General features: G+C 45.9%; 22 protein-coding genes. 14 read left to right on the top strand and 8 right to left on the bottom strand.

Annotated elements, in window-relative coordinates:
* The first annotated feature begins 50 nt into the window (after nucleotides 1-50).
* The 6 genes from MKY73_RS11175 (at nucleotide 51) to MKY73_RS11200 (ending at nucleotide 6,199) form a co-directional block, all read left to right on the top strand.
* Nucleotides 51-1,025 (top strand): sugar kinase, encoded by a 975-nt coding sequence (locus MKY73_RS11175; RefSeq protein WP_339308558.1) that lies wholly within the window; start codon nucleotides 51-53, stop codon nucleotides 1,023-1,025.
* Nucleotides 1,026-1,108: 83 nt separating this feature from the next.
* Complete coding sequence (locus MKY73_RS11180; RefSeq protein ID WP_339307424.1) at nucleotides 1,109-1,822, top strand: response regulator transcription factor; 714 nt, start codon at nucleotides 1,109-1,111, stop codon at nucleotides 1,820-1,822.
* A complete protein-coding gene (locus MKY73_RS11185; RefSeq protein WP_339307426.1) occupies nucleotides 1,819-2,817 on the top strand; it encodes a sensor histidine kinase in 999 nt (332 codons plus the stop codon). The genes MKY73_RS11180 and MKY73_RS11185 overlap by 4 nt, the downstream gene beginning before the upstream one ends.
* A 193-nt stretch (nucleotides 2,818-3,010) precedes the next feature.
* On the top strand, nucleotides 3,011-3,781 hold the full coding sequence (locus tag MKY73_RS11190) for an ABC transporter ATP-binding protein (RefSeq protein WP_339234990.1): 771 nt from the start codon (nucleotides 3,011-3,013) through the stop codon (nucleotides 3,779-3,781).
* Nucleotides 3,756-5,714, top strand: a complete 1,959-nt coding sequence (locus MKY73_RS11195) for an ABC transporter permease (protein ID WP_339307428.1) — start codon at nucleotides 3,756-3,758, stop codon at nucleotides 5,712-5,714. Before MKY73_RS11190 ends, MKY73_RS11195 begins: the two co-directional genes overlap by 26 nt.
* Before the next feature lie 143 nt (nucleotides 5,715-5,857).
* Nucleotides 5,858-6,199 (top strand): cupin domain-containing protein, encoded by a 342-nt coding sequence (locus MKY73_RS11200; RefSeq protein WP_339307430.1) that lies wholly within the window; start codon nucleotides 5,858-5,860, stop codon nucleotides 6,197-6,199.
* Between the two features lie 265 nt (nucleotides 6,200-6,464).
* Here MKY73_RS11200 and MKY73_RS11205 read toward each other — a convergent pair whose 3' ends face one another.
* The 6 genes from MKY73_RS11205 to MKY73_RS11230 form a co-directional block, all read right to left on the bottom strand.
* Nucleotides 6,465-6,764, bottom strand: a complete 300-nt coding sequence (locus MKY73_RS11205; RefSeq protein ID WP_339307432.1) for a metal-sulfur cluster assembly factor — start codon at nucleotides 6,762-6,764, stop codon at nucleotides 6,465-6,467.
* A 30-nt stretch (nucleotides 6,765-6,794) separates the two neighbouring features.
* Nucleotides 6,795-8,027, bottom strand: a complete 1,233-nt coding sequence (locus MKY73_RS11210) for a hypothetical protein (RefSeq protein ID WP_339307434.1) — start codon at nucleotides 8,025-8,027, stop codon at nucleotides 6,795-6,797.
* A gap of 13 nt (nucleotides 8,028-8,040) precedes the next feature.
* Nucleotides 8,041-8,646, bottom strand: a complete 606-nt coding sequence (locus MKY73_RS11215) for a DUF2249 domain-containing protein (protein ID WP_339307436.1) — start codon at nucleotides 8,644-8,646, stop codon at nucleotides 8,041-8,043.
* The gene (locus tag MKY73_RS11220) at nucleotides 8,633-9,007 is read right to left on the bottom strand and encodes a hypothetical protein (RefSeq protein WP_339307438.1); all 375 of its coding nucleotides are present in this window, start codon (nucleotides 9,005-9,007) and stop codon (nucleotides 8,633-8,635) included. The genes MKY73_RS11215 and MKY73_RS11220 overlap by 14 nt, the downstream gene beginning before the upstream one ends.
* Nucleotides 9,008-9,024: 17 nt before the next feature.
* The gene (locus tag MKY73_RS11225; protein WP_339234973.1) at nucleotides 9,025-9,258 is read right to left on the bottom strand and encodes a DUF2249 domain-containing protein; all 234 of its coding nucleotides are present in this window, start codon (nucleotides 9,256-9,258) and stop codon (nucleotides 9,025-9,027) included.
* Nucleotides 9,259-9,495: 237 nt separating this feature from the next.
* The gene (locus tag MKY73_RS11230; protein ID WP_339307440.1) at nucleotides 9,496-10,197 is read right to left on the bottom strand and encodes a Crp/Fnr family transcriptional regulator; all 702 of its coding nucleotides are present in this window, start codon (nucleotides 10,195-10,197) and stop codon (nucleotides 9,496-9,498) included.
* 181 nt (nucleotides 10,198-10,378) lie between these two features.
* On the opposite strand from MKY73_RS11230, the gene MKY73_RS11235 reads away from it, so the two are divergent.
* A complete protein-coding gene (locus tag MKY73_RS11235) occupies nucleotides 10,379-11,101 on the top strand; it encodes a ZIP family metal transporter (protein ID WP_339307442.1) in 723 nt (240 codons plus the stop codon).
* Nucleotides 11,102-11,204: 103 nt separating this feature from the next.
* On the opposite strand, the gene MKY73_RS11240 is transcribed toward MKY73_RS11235, so the two are convergent.
* Both MKY73_RS11240 and MKY73_RS11245 read right to left on the bottom strand, forming a co-directional pair.
* On the bottom strand, nucleotides 11,205-11,990 hold the full coding sequence (locus MKY73_RS11240) for a Crp/Fnr family transcriptional regulator (protein ID WP_339307444.1): 786 nt from the start codon (nucleotides 11,988-11,990) through the stop codon (nucleotides 11,205-11,207).
* Complete coding sequence (locus MKY73_RS11245) at nucleotides 11,965-12,954, bottom strand: multicopper oxidase domain-containing protein (protein ID WP_339307445.1); 990 nt, start codon at nucleotides 12,952-12,954, stop codon at nucleotides 11,965-11,967. The genes MKY73_RS11240 and MKY73_RS11245 overlap by 26 nt, the downstream gene beginning before the upstream one ends.
* A gap of 279 nt (nucleotides 12,955-13,233) precedes the next feature.
* On the opposite strand from MKY73_RS11245, the gene MKY73_RS11250 reads away from it, so the two are divergent.
* Genes MKY73_RS11250 through MKY73_RS11280 form a run of 7 tightly spaced genes read left to right on the top strand, consistent with a single transcriptional unit; the run spans nucleotide 13,234 to nucleotide 18,285 of the window.
* Nucleotides 13,234-13,842 (top strand): hypothetical protein, encoded by a 609-nt coding sequence (locus MKY73_RS11250; protein ID WP_339307447.1) that lies wholly within the window; start codon nucleotides 13,234-13,236, stop codon nucleotides 13,840-13,842.
* Nucleotides 13,843-13,889: 47 nt separating this feature from the next.
* Complete coding sequence (locus tag MKY73_RS11255; RefSeq protein ID WP_339307449.1) at nucleotides 13,890-14,540, top strand: hypothetical protein; 651 nt, start codon at nucleotides 13,890-13,892, stop codon at nucleotides 14,538-14,540.
* Nucleotides 14,537-15,097, top strand: coding sequence for a hypothetical protein (locus MKY73_RS11260; RefSeq protein WP_339307451.1), 561 nt, complete (start codon nucleotides 14,537-14,539; stop codon nucleotides 15,095-15,097). The genes MKY73_RS11255 and MKY73_RS11260 overlap by 4 nt, the downstream gene beginning before the upstream one ends.
* A 44-nt stretch (nucleotides 15,098-15,141) precedes the next feature.
* A complete protein-coding gene (locus MKY73_RS11265) occupies nucleotides 15,142-15,876 on the top strand; it encodes a hypothetical protein (RefSeq protein ID WP_339307453.1) in 735 nt (244 codons plus the stop codon).
* 20 nt (nucleotides 15,877-15,896) lie between these two features.
* On the top strand, nucleotides 15,897-17,198 hold the full coding sequence (locus tag MKY73_RS11270) for a hypothetical protein (RefSeq protein ID WP_339307455.1): 1,302 nt from the start codon (nucleotides 15,897-15,899) through the stop codon (nucleotides 17,196-17,198).
* 32 nt (nucleotides 17,199-17,230) lie between these two features.
* The gene (locus MKY73_RS11275; RefSeq protein WP_339307457.1) at nucleotides 17,231-17,674 is read left to right on the top strand and encodes a hypothetical protein; all 444 of its coding nucleotides are present in this window, start codon (nucleotides 17,231-17,233) and stop codon (nucleotides 17,672-17,674) included.
* Nucleotides 17,674-18,285 carry an SMI1/KNR4 family protein gene (locus MKY73_RS11280; protein WP_339307459.1) on the top strand — a complete coding sequence of 204 codons (612 nt, stop codon included), beginning with the start codon at nucleotides 17,674-17,676 and terminating at the stop codon, nucleotides 18,283-18,285. The genes MKY73_RS11275 and MKY73_RS11280 overlap by 1 nt, the downstream gene beginning before the upstream one ends.
* The last annotated feature ends 1 nt before the right edge of the window (nucleotide 18,286 follow it).

An 18,286-nucleotide genomic window follows, 5' to 3' on the forward strand; every position in this document is an offset into this window, starting at 1 on the left:
CAGAGCAAGCAGGGAAATCAGTACGTCATCCGGCTACGCCGGACGATCGAATGAGCGAACACAAGCTCATTCTCGTTAAGCGTCGGACCCGACTGGAAGAGTTGGTGGTTCGATATAACACGGTGCAGCAAGCTCAGTTTTATATTGAACGTCTGGGCGCAGACTTCAGTGATTATATGGAGGAAGACCGTCGTTATCGGTTATCTGTGCAGCAGGCGCAGCAGCAACTGGGGGAATTAGGACGGGTTCAGACGATTGATCGAGAACATGTACCGAACTTTATTTTTGGAGAGCAGGATATCGTGGTTGTGGTTGGACAGGATGGGCTTGTAGCCAATACCCTCAAATACGTAACCGAGCAGCCACTCATTGGCGTGAACCCGGACCCAATGCGATGGGACGGGGTGTTATTACCTTTTACTGTGGAGGATCTAAGTTTCATTGTCCCGGATGTCATTCGAAAACAACGAACGTTGAAAGAAGTCACACTCGCCAAAGTAGAACTCAATGATGGACAGTATCTATATGGCGTCAACGATCTGTTCATTGGTCGGAAGACACATGTATCGGCACGTTATGAAGTGCGTTTGGGTACATCCGTAGAACAACAATCCTCCAGCGGTATCATTGTATCCACAGGCATGGGATCGACAGGTTGGTTCAAAAGTGTGCTGGCCGGGGCCACCGGAATTGTAGGATCGGCGGCATGGCAGCACATGAATTCGGAAAATGAGGTTGCTACAGCATCCTCATCCATTCATGGAAGCAGGCAGGAGCTGAATCATTTTAACTGGGATGCGCCGTACTTGTATTTCTCAGTAAGAGAACCCTTTCCAAGCCGAACGACAGCGGCCAACCTGGTGTTTGGACAGATCCATTCGAAGCAACCGTTGCACATTGTATCCCAGATGCCGGAGGATGGAGTTATTTTCAGCGATGGGGTCGAGCAGGACTTTCTGGAATTTAATTCAGGGGTGGAAGCTATCATTGGTTTGGCAGAGAGAAGGGGGCGTCTCGTAGTCTGACCCTTTATTTCCAAGCCGTTTCCAACTAAAATGGGTAACTAGATGTGATACATTGACGTCAGGAAACGGAAAGAGGGTTAACGATGCAATCGATATTGTTGGTTGAAGATGATGCCAAGCTTGCAGGATTGCTGGCGGCTTATCTGAGCCGAAATGGATTCCAGGTACAGGTCACCGGTGATTTTCGTCATGTATTGGATGAATTCGTGAAGATGGAACCGGATATTGTGCTGATGGATGTGAACCTGCCTCAATATGATGGCTACTATTGGTGCAGACAGATACGTACACATTCCATATGTCCCATTCTATTCATATCCGCTCGGGATAGCGGCATGGATCAGATTATGGCACTGGAACATGGAGCGGATGATTATATTACAAAACCTTTTCAATATGAAGTTGTGCTTGCCAAAGTCCGCAGTCAGCTGCGCAGAGCCTATGGTTCTTACGCTGCTGTGCAGCAGGAAGTGAAAGTGAATAACGGTCCCATGATTCTCTATCCTGAGCGATTCGTATTGGAATATGATGAACGCTCAACAGAACTGACTCAGAAGGAAGCGATACTGGTGCAAGCGCTGATGGTGAAGGCAGGTCGAGTGGTCAGCCGGGAAAAATTGCTAGAACAGATGTGGGAAGATCAGCATTTTATTGATGATAATACGTTGAATGTCTATATTACACGTGTACGTCGGAAGTTGAAGGAACTGGGAGCAGAAGAGATTTTGGAGACGGTTCGCGGAGCGGGTTATCGCGTGTTGGATCTGGGCGCTTTTGCACAAGGACAAGGGAAATGAAACTTTTTCTGAAAGACCACCAGATGTTAGTTGGATTTTATGTGCTGCAGATGCTGCTTGTTCCGTGTGTATATTGGCTCTCTGGTGAAGATCGTCCGATGAAAATTATCCTCTATGGCATGCTGATTAGTACCGTTGTGTTACTGGTCTATCTGGTCGTACGTTACTTCCAGCTACGAGCGTATTATCATCTACTTCAACAACCACGTAAATGGGTAAACGAGTCTTTTCAGACCCTTGGAAATTCGGTTGTAGCTGAGGCTATCCAGGAATTGTTACACGAACTGGAGCGTAATCGGCAGAACGAGATTGGTCAGTTACGTACTAGCAAGGAACAGCAGGTGGTATTCATGAATCGCTGGGTTCATCAGATGAAGACACCGTTGTCTATTATCCAACTGACCTTGGAAGACGTGGAAGATGAGACGGCTGGCAGCATTCAGGATGAGCTAGATAAAATGCGTAAAGGACTTGAAATGGTCTTACATTCATCCCGGCTTGAACAGTTCGAAGGAGATTTTCGTGTGGAGCTGCTGTCTCTGCAAGAGGTACTTCGGAGCAGCATTGCAGAGAACCGACGTTTGTTTATACGCAGAGGCATTAAGCCGGATATCCGTATGGAGGAAGATCTTAAGATCTATAGTGATTCCAAGTGGCTGCGGTTCATGTTCACCCAGATCCTGACCAATGCGGTGAGCTATTCCGATAGCAAATCAGGCAAAAAAGTGATCATTACCGGCTATAAACAGGAAGAGCGTACAATTCTGGATATTCAGGATGAGGGAATCGGCATCTCGTCCGAGGATATTCATCGTGTGTTCAATCCCTATTTTACAGGTGAACGTGGCAGGCAATACCATGAATCTACGGGAATGGGATTATATCTGGTTCGTGAGATCAGTGCACGCCTGGATAACCGGGTAGAGTTATTTTCAGAGCTGAATAAGGGAACATTGGTTAGATTCAGCTGGGTTCATACGAAAGTTCCGCAGTAAAGAGCGCTTTGCCCACAGCCGTGGGTGAGGTGTTTTTTTATATAGATACCAAAAGTTATGGAGGCAGGGGAACAGAACCTTAAACGTACTGTAAGGAAAGTTTAAGGTAATTCGATAGCACCGTTACGGAAGGTCAGTTAGGATAAGAATAGGATTAACATATAAAGAGTAATAGATTCGGAGGGGAATACACATGGAAATGTTACAAGTATCAGCACTAAGCAAAGTATATCAGGGCAAAGTGCAGACTCAAGCCCTTAGTGATATTCATCTGACAATCAAGCAAGGTGAGTTTGTGGGCATTATGGGCCCGTCTGGCAGTGGCAAAACCACATTGTTAAACATGGTCTCTACCATTGATGAACCCAGCTCAGGCAAGGTGCTAATTAATGGCATGAACCCGTTTGATATGAAAAAGAAAGAACTTGCCATGTTCCGGCGTCGGGAACTCGGGTTTGTCTTTCAGGATTTCAATCTGTTGGACACGCTGACGGTTGCCGAGAATATTGTACTTCCATTGACACTGGACAAGGTCAAACTGAAGGAGATGGAGAGTAGACTACAACGCATTACAACCAAGCTTGGGATTGATCATATTCTGGATAAACGAGTGTACGAAATCTCGGGCGGTCAGCGACAGCGCACAGCCATTGCGAGATCCATGATCAATATGCCTTCAATTGTATTGGCGGATGAACCTACGGGCGCATTGGATTCCACTTCATCTCAGGCTGTCATGGAATCGCTTGAACAGATTAATCAGCAGGAGAAAACGACCATTATGCTGGTGACACACGATCCCCTTGCTGCAAGTTATTGCAATCGAATCGTATTTATCAAGGACGGGAAACTGGCAGCGGAGGTACACCGCGGAGATAATCGGCAGACGTTCTTCCAGCGGATCATTGATACGTTATCCTTCTGGGGAGGGAATTCACATGAGCTTTCCTCAGTTCGCGTTTAATAACATTCGCCGCAATGGGCGAGCGTATATTGCTTTTTTTCTAAGCAGTGTGTTTATGGTCATGATTTTCTTCGCTTATGCAGTGTTCATCTATCATCCGTATGTGACAGAGTTGCCGATGGGTGACACAACTGCTACGGGGATGCAGGTGGCTTCGATCATTGTATATGTGTTTGCGTTTTTCTTTGTCATGTATTCCATCAGTGCTTTTCTCAAATCACGGAACAAGGAGTTTGGCATTCTAACCATACTTGGTGCGGAGCCTGGACAGATTCGGAAATTAATTATATTGGAAAATATGTTGATCGGCTGTCTTTCCATTATTGCGGGTATCGGCGGAGGCATGTTGTTGTCGAAGCTGTTCCTGATGTTAACCACTCGTTTTATCGGGATGGATGATCTGCCCTTCTATTTTCCGGTGAAAGCGATTCTGATTACGATCGGGGCATTTCTGTTATTATTTTTCTGCATTTCACTTTTCACATTGATATTTATCGGAAACAAACGGACGTTAGAGCTTTTGACAGGGACCAGCAAACCTAAAAAAGAACCCAAAGCTTCGTGGTTCTTCTCACTTCTGGGCCTGACATTACTTACAATCGGATTTGTAGTACTCCGCAGTAAATTGAGCGGCGGTACGATCTTACTCGCAGCAGTAACAGGCATCGCGGGGACGTATTTTTTCTACTCACAACTTTCCGTGCTCATTATACGGGTATTAAAGCGTAATCGTAAAACGGTATGGCATGGTACTCGTCTGTTATGGATCTCAGAGATGAGTTACAAAATGAAGGATAATGCTCGCATGCTCTTTATGGTGACCGTGGTCATTGCGATTGCTTCGATGAGTGCAGTTGTGATTTTGTCACTGGATCAAGAGAACCGGGAGCAATTTACCAATAACGATTTTGCAATCCAGTACAATGTGTACACACCTACGGATCAAATGGATATGAGCGCTATTAATTCAGCACTTGAAGCCGCAGGCTTGGATTATCAGCAAATGTATCTGGAGTATTTCTGGTCGGATGCGGATCAGAGTGCTGTCTCGGTCATGCCGCTTAGTCACTACAACCGATTCAATACAATTCTAGGAAAAGAGACATTCCAATTGGATTCAAATTCAGCATTGTTCGTAGATTCCCGGAATGAGAAGGATCAGGCTCAGATCGATCGAAACAAGTTTCGCAATTTTTCGGAAGGAGACACATTGACCTTGAATTTAGAAGCTGGCCCAATGCAAGCAAGAGTTACAGCTACAGATGTGGAGCCAAGGTTTGCAACCTTAATCTATTCAACAGGTGTAGTTGTCCTCCCGGATGAGAAGTTTGAAGAGATCACACAACAGGTCCATGAAAATAGGTTATCTGGCAAAGTTCTGTATCAGATTCCTGCCTGGGGTCATGCAGTACCTGACCGGCACTCCTCGGAAGCCATGGTTAGCGATCAGTTACTTTCGTCCGCAGATACCATTCGAAGCGATAATGCTTCGGATGAGAATTACTCCGGATATCTGAGTACGCGGTACGGTGATTTTGAAAGATTTAGACAGGGGACAGCACTATTTACCTTCTTGGGCATATTTATCGGATTGATCTTCTCCATCTCTTCAGCAAGCTTTCTGTATTTCAGACTGCATACCGATCTTGAAGCGGATGGAAAGATGGTGCATTCTCTTTCGAAAATGGGTCTCAGTTTCCAGGAGATGAAACGATCATCCACCGTTCAGATTGCTATTCTGTTCTTTTTACCGATCGGGGTAGCTATCATTGAAACGTTGGTCGTGGTTAAGCCATTTCTTACTGAATTCGGTATTACCAATTATACGATGCCGGTGTTGACTGTATTTGGTGCCTTTGTACTTGCACAGACGTTTTATTTCATCGTTATACGTTCGAGATATATCGCTTCTCTGCGCAAAATGATGGTGTAACCATCTTAAAAACAAAGGGTCGTAGGGACCGACTATGATCTGTTCATTGCCTGCATTCCTTGATTCAGATCAAGGAAATGCGGGCTTTCTTGCGATAAGATGAATGTATTCACAGATTATATTATCGGGGAGGAAGATTAATCATGAGTATGACGTCATTGCAAGAAGTCAAAACATTCAGCGAGGATCGTTTTACGAAACGGGTATTATTCCAACAGGGTGGGGGAGTGACCTTTGTCCTTCATTTTCTGCCAGGACAAGAGCTTCCCGTCCATCAACATCCGGGCACAGACGTTATTCTGCTGGTGGTCGAAGGCACAGGCACACTTATTCTGGATGGTGAAGAACAAGTGGTGAATCAAGAGGATGTAATCCATTGCGGCGGCGAGGTAGAGTTCGCATTCCGTAATACAGGAGAACAGGAAGTTCGTTTGTTCGTGGTGTTAAATAAAGTACCAGCAGCATCGTATGCAAAGGACATCTAAGAGTTATTATCAAGGAATAGATACAATGATTCACTGATCGGCACTAATATAAGGGGGAACTCTATTCTGGAGTTTCCTTATTTATTTTTTTATCCAAAAATCACTGCATGTGTCCTACAAGGCCATGTCGTAGGAGACGATCCAGTGCAAGTCAATCCTTCGTAATAAAAAGCATACCTGGGTCTGAGAGAACATCAGATATCAGGTATGCTTTTTCATATTCCGTCAGCAACTTGTTCATTCATCCTGTCTATCGTCATTCGGCCTAGAAGTATCCCAGCATTTCCTTGGCTTCATTCGACATCCGCTGTGGAGACCACTGTGGCTCCCACACGACTTGAACATCAATATCAGTCTTGCCCGTATTTTCCTGCAAAACCCACTTCACCGCACCAACGATGGTATCGTGCAGCGGACAACCTGGTGTAGTCAGCGTCATCCGCACATAAACTCGTTCAGGTTCTTCTCTTACTTCATACACCAGACCCAAGTCAACGATATTGACACCTAATTCAGGGTCATACACTTCCTTGAGACATTCGAGTAAATGCGTCGTTTGTTCCACCTTTTCCACGCTCCGATCGATTTCATAATGTTAACGTCTGAATACCAAAGCAATATTTGCGATATAAACGATGGAGACAAGAGACAAAATCGTTCCACCAACCATCATGACCTCCGCCAGATTAATCAGAATTCCACTGACAAGCAGCAGGCTTCCAGCCACCATGGCGAGCATACCCCAATGGACATACCGTTCACTCAGCATACCTGCCATCAGCGGTGTTCCGGGTCTGCCAGCCTGCTTGCCATATTTGTGGGTCCACCACAGAAAAGGCACGATTTTGGAGGCATAGCCAAGTATGGTGAGAGATACCCAGCCCCCGAGATATATCCATCCAGACAACAGAACAACACGTGGATGGAGCAGCAGCTCAGTCCCTTGCGAGGAATAGATCAGTAGGGCTACAGCATATACAGCCAACGCACGGCTTATATACACAGACCAGCGAATCCCCGGACCTGGGTTGCTTTTGTGTCGTTTCTCCTGAATTTGCTCCAAGTGATACACATAGACGAGTAAGGCTGCGGTAAGGAAAAGTAGCGCGAACCAGAGCCAACCTCCCTTGAGCCCAGTGAGAAATGCAACAACGCCTGTGATTACAGCTGCGTTCCACAGAACCAGAACCACTTTCTGTAATCCAATGGAATAATTGTGGGACAGGTAGAACATGGGCAGCATTTTGTAACTGAAGCCGGTAATTAACATGCCAAACCAGCCGAGTGTACCCATCCAGATGTGTGCGCCGAACAAGCGTTCATGCAACTCATTCCAATCACCAAAGGCAAAATTCAGACCCATCAGCATACCGGACAACCCGGTAAGAACCAGATAAAGACAGGAACAAGCTGCGCTGATCGTTACCGGATTCCATTGTGAAGCCCGGAAGAGGGTAATAGCCATATTCCATCCGAACAACAGAATGCCAGAGAGCGCGAGTGCAGCAGAACCGGCAATCCAGATGACATCAGCATGAATGAAGCCATATAACATGCCCACGATACCGATACTGAACAAGAAATAATGACAATAACCGAGAAACAGACTATAGATATTGGATTGCAAAATAACATGTATCAACTGATATATCGCACCCATAGCCAGCATCGTTGCCCATCCAAGCACAAACAAATGAGCATGAAACCAGCCTTCGGGTCCTCTGAGTTCATCACCAAGCCAGCCTGTCAGCGAGAGCAGGGAGAAGGCATGATACATTACAAATCCCAAGATGCCCGTGATGATAAAAAGAAACGGCAACCTGGACATGGCTTTCGCCTCCTTACCCTTTTTCAATTCTCACTTTGGCTGTGCCATCGGTTTGATCTTCAACCGTGTAGGTGCAACCGAGATTGTTCAACTCTTCAATCAGGAATACAGGTACACGGTCATTGTGAATCAGCACAATTTCCCCAGGTTTGCAACGCTCCAGTGCGGCAAGTGTTCGGATCATGGGTTGTGGTGGTTCCAATCCGCGATTGTCCAGTATAACGGTGGGAGATTGTGGAGGTTCCGTGTTTTCAATGGCTACAGTTTGTTCTTCCGGATGTCCATGGCATGAAGCGGATTCTTCGTCTGAATCGGGTTCCGAATTAACTTCCGACCCAGATAAAACCACTGCAGAACAAGCTGCTGCACCCGTTTTGTTTTTTTTGTGCACAAACGTGGTAACCCAGTGATCTGAACTTCTGCGTTCAGATGTACTGGAATACCCCTTCAGCTTGAGAATACCGAGCAGTGGTGTTGGTTTGAATGGAGCGTGTAGTACAAACACATCTTCATGCTGAAGGCCTCTGACCGTGTCCATGATTAGCTGAAACGGCTCCAGCTTTTTACTCAGATGAGGACGCACATCCAATTCAACAATATGAACATCAGATGGAGACATGTGCATTCACATCCGATCCTACACTGGCTACATTCACCTGCTGTACCAACTGTAGAGATGATTCATACAGGGCCGCCATTCCACCGTACAGCGCATAGAAGAATGACTCCGGCGCATCGAGGGAGAAGGACAGATAAGATTTGGGGTCCATGCCGAGCATCTGTTCAAATAGTCTTGCACTGTCATAGGCGTAAAAACAGAAATGAGTATATTCGAACACTGGCATTTTTTCGTAAATGGTAATAATCTCTTGCGCATATTCGGCCTGTTCACGCTGTGCCATCTGCACCATGGTTATGGCATCTTCCAGCCGTAGCGTGATGCGAAGTGTAGTATCATCAATGATTTCAACGTGCGCCATAGCGGTTCAGCTCCAATCTATAGTTTGCTGATTTTGACCTGGAAGGTTGTAGGGCCCTGCTCAATATATTCCCAGTTGAAACCATCCGGATGTGTGGACTGGAACTGGAATCGAAGTGGCTTTGGATCGTGATCGTTAATGAGCAGCATGGATTCCTGTGGTCGCAACTGATCAAACGTTTCGAAAATCACTTTATGTTTCAAATGCGGTGCATACTCCGTGGCATTAATGGTTGCTGTGTATGTGTTCATGTGTAATTCCTCCAAATAGGGATAGTGGGTGGTACAATTTGATTATAGAAAACGTGAGGATAGGGCTGTGTGAGCCTGCTCACATATTTGTAATGTCATTGTCTCGCCTTAATATGACTGAATTCTGCATACACAAAGAGACCTTAACGTGGGTTACGGGCGCTAAGGTCTCTTTGTGTAAACACAGTTTATTGTTAGAGTGTGGGCCAAAAACAAAGTAGCCTGGGTGCAGGGAGATCAAGTATCCCTTTGCTGCTTCAAAGCTTGCAAATCATGAATTATAATCCGGTTGCGATCCACTTCGAGCAGATTCTCTTTTGTAAGCTGGTTCAAAAGACGATTTGCTGTTTCCCTGGTTGTACCAATGGAATTGGCAAACTCCTGATGTGTCATGGGCAGATTGATGACAATATGTTCTTCATGTTTGTGTCCGTGCTGCTCTGCGAGCATAAGAAGGAAGGAAAGAACACGATTGCGCACATCCTGACCAGAGAGCACCTGCAACTTATCTTGCAATTCTCGTATTTTATCACCGAGCACACGCATAATTTTGATCGCAATGGAGGGTGTACTCAACATTAATCGTTCGAAAAGCCGCACAGGTATGGCCAGTAGCTCGGTAGGGGTAATTGCTTCCGCAGTAGCCGGGTAGGGGTGGGTGTTAAAAAAACCGGTGTGTGGGAACATATCTCCTGTTTTGAGGAAAGAGACGATCTGTTCATGCCCGTTCTCATCGGTTTTGTAGGCCTTTACAATGCCGGTACGAATGAAAAAAACAGCTTCTTTTTCGCTTCCTTCGCTAAAAATAACCGATTTTTTCTGAATGCTTCTGGAAATGGCGATGTCTTCGACTTGCTTTAATTCCTCGGGGCTAAGATCCTGGAAGATGGGGAACTGTTGTAGAAACTCCGCTGTTGTATCTTTGTTTACCCTGCTCATGAGAATCTCTCCTCTCTGTGCTCATATTTCTGAACTACGACATCATTTTATCATAGCGTTATTTTTGCACATAACAGGTGATATAGGTCACAAAGTCATAGGATTGTTTTCGAGAGCTGATCCAAGGTTAATGGAATGATAAAAGATAGAATATGATTGAACAAGAGAGGGGTCGACCCGGATGTGGACTGCATTCATGTGGGGCGGCATCTCTGCCTCAGCGGTAGTCATTGGCGCACTCGCAGCATTGTTTGTGAAGATTCCCAAACGAATCATTGGCTGGATCATGGCATTTGGAACAGGAACATTAATTGGTGCAGCAACCTTTGAACTTCTCGGAGATGCGCTGAATGATGGAGGTATTATACCCACAGCCATTGGATTTACGGCGGGGGCTGTTGTGTATACGCTGTTTGACCTGCTCGTTTCTGCAAAGGGAGGGGCAGGGCGTAAACGTTCGGCAAAGTCGGGAGACTCCAATCAAAGCGGCCTTGGCATCTTTGCAGGAACGGTAATGGATGCGATCCCGGAATCCATCATGCTTGGAGCCAGCTTGCTGGCTGGCAACGGTATCAGTGTAGTCCTGGTGGTATCGATCTTTGTCAGCAACATCCCTGAAGGTCTGTCCAGTACGGTTGGGTTACAGGGCAAGTACAGTCGCGGTAAGATCATGCTGATGTGGCTGAGTGTCCTGTTGATCTCTGCTCTTGCGGCACTGGGGGGCTATCTGTTTCTGGAGCAGCTTCCCAAAGAGATGGGTGCAGCGATTGGTGCATTTGCAGGTGGCGGAATTATTGCCATGATCTGCTCAACAATGATGCCGGAAGCCTTTGAAGAGGGCGGGCCTGTAGTGGGATTGATTGCATCCATGGGACTGCTTGTGTCACTGTTGTTGGATATCTGAATGAACCGACCATACGAAAGAGTATCCAAACAGAAGCCCTTCTGTCCGGATACTCTTTTTGGCATAGACAGACTGCTCGTACCTGCAAACTTGCTTACCATGTTCATTGGCTTAACGCTGGCGGTTCAATTCTTTCCCTGAGCTGTTCCAATTGAAGAATAAGAATACAGTTCCCTGTAACCTGAAGAAGTCCCTGCGCTTGCATCATGGCGAGTTTACGACTTAGCGTCTCTGGTGTGATACCAAGTAATAGAGCCATGTCTTTTTTGAAGACAGGCAAACGGATCTCATGCCTTGCATGATTTCGGTTGTGGAAGAACAGAAGCAGCTTGGCAATCTTCTGTTCCGTTGTCATGGCACTAAGCGAGCTGTTCCATTCATCGGTTTCACGCAGAAGATTGGAAATGGCAAGCAGGAAATGATAAGCAAGCTTTGGATCATGTTCAAGTAACCGGTCAAAATCATGCTTGCCGATGGAGCAGATGGCTGAAGGCTCCAGAACTTCGGCGTTCGCGGCATGTGGTTTTTGGTGTAACAGGGAATCTTGTCCGAAGAAATCTCCAGGAAACAGAAACCGGATAATATGTTCTTTGCCATTTTCATTATATTTGGATAACTTCACACATCCCTGATGAATCACATTAAGCCTATCTGAGCGTTCGCCCTCCTGGACAACCATCTCACCTTTGTTATATCGGCGGGTATGCAGAAGGGAGCTCAGCAATGCAGCTTCGGAATCATCCAGATGCTGGAACAGAGATACTTTGGAGAAACAGGTATCCTTCGCTTCGTGCGCACAGACCATCATATAATCACCTCGAAATTGTTCAGGATGGGTACAACCATTACCTATTGTTATGTCTTTAGTGAGACATGGCGAATCCACCATGATCTTTACCATCCTTGGTCACACGCAGAACAGCGGCAGCTCCTTTGGCTACATGATTGAACTGGTGGGTTACGATCGCATAATCGCCTTCTTCGGTCACGGTAAACTCGACGACAGCTCCACCACTTGCAGGAAGCATAACCGTCTGTATTCCATACTGGATATTGCGTGGATTCCCATCGGTATATACACGGTCCATAATTGTACCTACAACGTGGAAGGATGAGACTTCATTGGGCCCGGCATTGCTAACATAGATCCGCACTGTATCGCCAACTTTGGCTAGCAGGGGGTGCTTGGTCAATCCATAATCATTGCCGTTAAATACGACATATTCAGGTTCTTCGTTCAAAAAAGATTCGTAATCATGCTCTTTATACCATTCACTCTGAACCAGGGTATACTCACGATCAATCAAGTGATCGGAAGGGTATCCAGCCTTGGGCTCCACAATAATCATGCCATACATGCCGTTCGCAATATGGGCCAGCACTGGTTTGGTTCCACAGTGATACATGAATACACCGGGCGAGGAGGTTGGGTAGGTGAACGTTCCTTTCTCGCCTGGCATAACATCTATAAATTTGCTGCTGGGAGCGGCATGTACCGCGTGAAAATCCATGGAGTGAGGCAAGCTCGAATCTTTATTTTTTAGTGTGAACACCAAGGTATCCCCCTCGGTCACTCGCAGGACGGGTCCCGGAACAGTACCATTAAATGTCCAGGCGTTGTAGATCATACCCTCGGAGATTTCGATGTCTGTAACCTGAGCCGTCATTTCAATATATACCGTAGTTCCTTCTCTGCGAATGATTGGGTCCACCGGGGGTTGACTGGCCACAGAGGAGGAGACTTCATCATTGTGAACAGGTTTAATTGTATCGGTGGAACTACAGTGAGAGAGAGTTGCAGTGAATATGGCGAATAAGAGTGACCATTTATATACATTTATGAAGGTAAACATAGATGCACAACCTTTGATAAGTGATGTTTTTCACAATCTAAAAAGCAGGTATACTTTCAATCCAGTATTTATTTAGTTATAGATTACGTTATTGAGGCAGGAGCTGGTGTGACGGGGCACACACTTGGGTATGTCTTATAAGAGCCATTTTCAACAATCTGGCTTCCATTCTTGTGCTGAGGAACGGAGTTACATATAATTTTAGAGAGATGGATTGGTAAATGTTATGTATTTTCAGGCTGTGTATATCTTAGTTACAGAAGGAAGGGTGGATTCGGAATGAAACGTTTCGAAGATGAAGGTGCGTATAAGTACAGTTTCTATGCGGTACTTCGTAGGGGCGAGCAGGTTGATGTGAAATGTCCCCAATGCGGTGGGCACGCATCTATAGAACAACGGAACAATCAACTGGGTTGGAAGTGTTTTGAATGCTACGCTCAAGCGCTTGAAGAACCGGTGTATCAATATAAGGCCAAGGGGAATTGTGCTGTATGTGAACGTTGGTTTAACGTGGAAGTCACAGACGGGAAGAAGACTTCTCACCGATCAACGCATGTGGAATGTCCGCATTGTGGTGCTGTTAATCAGGTTGAATTACATGCCAAATCGACATACGGAAGGTGTTTTTCCGAGATTCGTGCAGGGAAAGATCCTGTATTCGGGTTGGAGCTATACTTCCTGGATGAGTTCAGAGGCAAAATAATATGGGCTGTGAATCGGGAGCACCTGAATTATCTCATTGCTTATGTTTCCGCAGATCTGCGTGAGAAACCTGGAAATATGCCTTTAAGAACAGCTTCACATAGTATTCCGGCTTATATTAAGGATGCGAAGAACAGGGATGTGGTTGTTCGTACACTGTCGAAGCTTCAGCACAAGACTGGATGAGACTGAAAGCGAAGATGAAGCGTTAACGCTACAAGGGAGAGTAAAACATGAAACTACGATTGAAATTAACTATTTTTGCAATCATTCTGGGTATGTTGATGATTCCGGCTTATTTTATTTTACAGACTTATGGTGTATTTCAAAAACAGACAGTTTTATCTGACTATGCTCTCGCGGTTGATGTGAATGGCAAGTCCTATGCAGCCTGGCCGCTGATTAACAGTTTTGCAGCGATGGATAAACAAGAGGACAACCGTCAGTTTTATTACCGGATCGATATGAGTCATATCCAATACCTGTTTAATCTGGCCTATCGAGAGTATGAAGTGAAGCCCGGTGGGGACAATCCCTATCTGGATGGTACTGTAAACTATGAACATACGGACCATAACTACGTGCAGACCGAGAGAAAGTACGAGAATGCCAATGACTTCTCAACGGTCTTAAATCTGTATGATCAGGATGGGCAGATCATCTATACCTACGATAATACTGGCAAAGCGGATAACGAATTGGTGAAGTCCATAATTCATCAGGGAATGAGCCGTACCAGTGGGAGTGGCAGCGAAGCTGCTCGCGATCCTTATATCAATATTACGGCGCTATTCCGTGACAAGCTAAACATCGATGTGAAACTGACGGTGGATGAGGAGCACAAAGTAGCTACTATTCGAATGAACAAATCGGAGGCGAGATGATGAATGAGTATGGTGTACAACACGGACCTGTTTATCTGGAAGGTTTGACAAGAAAAGAAGAGGACGTTAAGTCCGAGGAAGTGGAGTGGAAAGGCAAGCTTCTAACGAGTGATGGTCATGATAAATTCCATATTTTTTATTATGGTGACTTGACGGAAGATGATCTGATTACCTGGCATGATTCGACACCACTTCTTGTATATGCGGAGCATACCGTCACAGGTGAACGTTACCTGCTCATTGATGCCGCCAAGCACGGATATGATGCCATGTTATGTGAGACCTATTCGGAAGAAACACTACGTGACAGACCTCTTCGCCCTTATCTGGATGTTGAAGGAGAGGACATCTTTGAGGTGGAATTGACGGTCTACTACAATGTGCCTTGGGATGAAGAGTTCGGCGAAGATGTAGATGAAAATGGTGCATATGAACTGATTACGGGAGAGCGCATGCATTTTGATCAGGTCAAACGTGATGGATATGATGCCTTTGCCATTCGTATTCTGAATCGTAAAGGGGTCTGGACTGACATTGTACAGGAAGAACTGGCTTAGATCTGTAACGAATGAACCAAATTGAGATGGGAGATGCCAAAACAATGTATATCGTATCCCGTGCACTTAAGCCGGTTCCAGCAGAGGAATTGGATCACTTTGAACAACAGCATGCCATCTCACTACCTTTGTCATACTGTAACTGGATTGAACAATATGGGGAAGGCACATACACGGGCTGGATGAATGTGCAAAGACCGGACCCGGAAGTGTTGAAGCCTTTTGTTGAATATGATTTTTGGATACATACGGATGAATCGCCTATAAGTCAGCATCAACTTGAGCATTGCATTACCATCGGCAGTTCTGTAGATGGAGATTTCGTTGCTGTTCATCCGGAAGTTGAGGGACTGTTATGGCTACCGCGTCATGATGAGAATATCACCTTATGGACATGTTCGGAGACTGAATTTGGCCAAACGCTGGATCGGATCTATTGTGGGTATTACCATCAGAATACACCGATAATGCCTCGATACTATGAACCGTGGAATGAGCTACGGAAACATACGTTTTACCACTTTACAGGTCTGGAACAGGGAATTTCAATGAAGGCTCTGGCGGAGAAGTGTAAAACGGAATACGTGTGGGATGCTGTGTTGGAGAATGAATACATGTGCAAGCTGTTTATGGCGTCAATGGGCGGATATGTACGTTTTAACTATGCAACGGGGAGAGAAGTTGCCTTGTTTTATGAAGAAAAAAGAGGTACTGAAGAGGCCACAGATAACGATATCAGTCTGTTTTTGCAAGCACATCATTGCACGGCATATGAATAGGTTAGGGTGGAGGGGAACAGATGAGTTGGTTAAAGGAAGACATCGCGGAACAATGGCGCAATGAAGGCAAGCGTTATGCAAGGGATGTCAATGCATTTGTACGGAGAAGCATGGAGGGAGAGCAACCAGATGAATCCGAGCTGGAGGGAGACTCCAGAAGCGCGATGAGTGCTAAAGTGTTCCATATGGTGAGACAGGCCAATCTCCAAGGTGACCTAGAGGTGCTCCGACGTGAATTGCCAGCAGCAACATGGCCATTTAGCGAGGCCTTTCAGGCTTCCATGCAAGCGGTTAATGTTGCAGGTTATTTGAACGAAGAAACGTGTGTATGTAATACGGGTATCTTCACGGACAAGGGTCAGGTCTATACGATGGATCAGCACGGATGGCAGTTGATTTCTTCGTATACTTTTGCAGGGTGTTCATCAGACGGATTGGACTATGCGCTTGCAGGACCGGATGGGATTCGTGTCATTCGTCAGCCTGATCGCAGGTTGGAAGGGCAGGAGTTGGCAACATATCGGTGGGAGGATATTCAAGCCCGGATACAGTCGTCCTTACCTCGGATTGAATCGCTTGCGGACTGTGAGCATCCCGAACGGACACTTGAGGGACTTATCCCTATGGATGCAGGCAGAGCACTACTCATACAATCACGATATGGGATATATCTGGTCACACAAGCTGAGGTGACCTTGCTTCATCCCGATCTGGCAGAGATCGAAGAGTATGAGTTAGAGGATACACAGATAGATATGGGACATGCAGCGGTATCTCGGGATGGCCGATGGATTGCCTATGGTAGCCAAGGGAGTAATCATATGGTGATGGACCGTCAGGTGAACAAGACTTACTCCCTCTATCCGGAATCGAGTTACCCTCATTATGCCGCATTCATGAATTCTAAGCAGAGCGTCTGGTTTAACGCATGTCATTTCTATAACGGGGTCACGATACAGGTCCCGCTGGAATCAATTGCAGACAACGAAACGAAGGAAGATTGGCCAGTGATGGATGAGAATGCACGTGTGTATGCGGCAGTGGAAATAGAGGCGGGAATGGTGCTTGGAGATGCATATGGTTACCTGTACTGTGTGAATGGCGAGGGTGAGGAAGAATGGCGTCATTTTGTGGGCAGTACGATCTATTCTCTGGCTGTATCCCCTGAGCAGTCCAAGCTGGCAGTAGGTACCTATGGTGGCATGTTGCATGTGCTCAATCTTCATTCCAACGAGATGGACGAGTATGGGATCGGTACAGGTACACTGCGTGAGTTGGAGCGGTATGTGTTGTGGCGTGGAGAAGAACCTCTACGCTGGTGAGGTAGCTTGATGAGATGGTTAGGGGTGAAGGCATGGAACGTGAAGAGGCAGTAATGTTATTAAAATGTCATGCTTTTTCCTATGATGATCTGAGTCATCCCAAGATGGAGAACGGTTTTATTGGCAGTCTGCGTCCCTTTCGCGGACATTTGATTGAGGAGAATTTTCATGAATTGATGGAGATATTACGGGTTCTGGCACCAGAACTTGCGCGGCCTACACTGGATCGGGAAGTAATAACTTGTCTATGGGGAATTACTCACATGGCACGTGCCTGGGCTGTTGAACCCGAGGGCATGCTCCGCAGAAACAATCTCATCTCGGACGAGCAGGTAGTGTTGATGGAACAATGGCTTAATGTGTTATCTTACGCAGTCATGATCCTGATCGAGGGTGGTGGAGAGGAAGAAGCATTCTGGGAATATCATCAATATATGCAAGAAGGGAATGGCGGAGCTAAGAAAGGGGAGGCCTAGTGAAACCGGAGTCGAAAGTAACATTAAACGTACTTATGGACGAGCTGAATCGATTGCTTGATGAAAAAATACAGGATCAAGAGATTCGCCATTTGTTTGAAGAGTATCAGCATCGGGATGGGGCATACGAAGAAAGTCTCGATTTGTTCGAAAAGGAGTATGGAATTAGATTTCCTGCTGATTTTCGTACTTTTTACAAAGGCAAAGATGGCAGTGGCTACGGGTTGCATGTGTTGTACCCAGGTGATGCTGAGACGGGGCGTTGTACGCCATTTTATCTGATGTCATTGGAAGAGATTCGAGAGACCAAACAATATTTCTGTGAAGTGGATGAGAAGCTGGAAGAGTATTATTCTGCGGAAGAGATCAGCCAGTTGGACCCGGAGATCAAGCCATACCTGTTCCATAAACCATGGATTCCATTTGCAACGATCGCAGGAGGTTCATTATATCTGATGCTCGATTTCGATCCAACGGAGGAGGGAACGTATGGGCAGATTATTATGTACGTGCATGATCCTGATTTTGTCTATTATCTAACCCCTACCTTCACGGATCTCCTCAGCATGTCGAACCGAAATCTGAAGGTGATGGATGAGATCACATATTAGC

Source organism: Paenibacillus sp. FSL R5-0519, assembly GCF_037974275.1.
Classification (GTDB): Bacteria; Bacillota; Bacilli; order Paenibacillales; family Paenibacillaceae; genus Paenibacillus.

Coding starts and splice junctions, on each gene's coding strand:
- MKY73_RS11175 (WP_339308558.1), top strand. CDS start 51: ATGAGCGAACACAAGCTCATTCTCGTTAAGCGTCGGACCCGACTGGAA.
- MKY73_RS11180 (WP_339307424.1), top strand. CDS start 1,109: ATGCAATCGATATTGTTGGTTGAAGATGATGCCAAGCTTGCAGGATTG.
- MKY73_RS11185 (WP_339307426.1), top strand. CDS start 1,819: ATGAAACTTTTTCTGAAAGACCACCAGATGTTAGTTGGATTTTATGTG.
- MKY73_RS11190 (WP_339234990.1), top strand. CDS start 3,011: ATGGAAATGTTACAAGTATCAGCACTAAGCAAAGTATATCAGGGCAAA.
- MKY73_RS11195 (WP_339307428.1), top strand. CDS start 3,756: ATGAGCTTTCCTCAGTTCGCGTTTAATAACATTCGCCGCAATGGGCGA.
- MKY73_RS11200 (WP_339307430.1), top strand. CDS start 5,858: ATGAGTATGACGTCATTGCAAGAAGTCAAAACATTCAGCGAGGATCGT.
- MKY73_RS11210 (WP_339307434.1), bottom strand. CDS start 8,027: ATGTCCAGGTTGCCGTTTCTTTTTATCATCACGGGCATCTTGGGATTT.
- MKY73_RS11215 (WP_339307436.1), bottom strand. CDS start 8,646: ATGTCTCCATCTGATGTTCATATTGTTGAATTGGATGTGCGTCCTCAT.
- MKY73_RS11220 (WP_339307438.1), bottom strand. CDS start 9,007: ATGGCGCACGTTGAAATCATTGATGATACTACACTTCGCATCACGCTA.
- MKY73_RS11225 (WP_339234973.1), bottom strand. CDS start 9,258: ATGAACACATACACAGCAACCATTAATGCCACGGAGTATGCACCGCAT.
- MKY73_RS11230 (WP_339307440.1), bottom strand. CDS start 10,197: ATGAGCAGGGTAAACAAAGATACAACAGCGGAGTTTCTACAACAGTTC.
- MKY73_RS11235 (WP_339307442.1), top strand. CDS start 10,379: ATGTGGACTGCATTCATGTGGGGCGGCATCTCTGCCTCAGCGGTAGTC.
- MKY73_RS11240 (WP_339307444.1), bottom strand. CDS start 11,990: ATGGTGGATTCGCCATGTCTCACTAAAGACATAACAATAGGTAATGGT.
- MKY73_RS11245 (WP_339307445.1), bottom strand. CDS start 12,954: ATGTTTACCTTCATAAATGTATATAAATGGTCACTCTTATTCGCCATA.
- MKY73_RS11250 (WP_339307447.1), top strand. CDS start 13,234: ATGAAACGTTTCGAAGATGAAGGTGCGTATAAGTACAGTTTCTATGCG.
- MKY73_RS11255 (WP_339307449.1), top strand. CDS start 13,890: ATGAAACTACGATTGAAATTAACTATTTTTGCAATCATTCTGGGTATG.
- MKY73_RS11260 (WP_339307451.1), top strand. CDS start 14,537: ATGATGAATGAGTATGGTGTACAACACGGACCTGTTTATCTGGAAGGT.
- MKY73_RS11265 (WP_339307453.1), top strand. CDS start 15,142: ATGTATATCGTATCCCGTGCACTTAAGCCGGTTCCAGCAGAGGAATTG.
- MKY73_RS11270 (WP_339307455.1), top strand. CDS start 15,897: ATGAGTTGGTTAAAGGAAGACATCGCGGAACAATGGCGCAATGAAGGC.
- MKY73_RS11275 (WP_339307457.1), top strand. CDS start 17,231: ATGGAACGTGAAGAGGCAGTAATGTTATTAAAATGTCATGCTTTTTCC.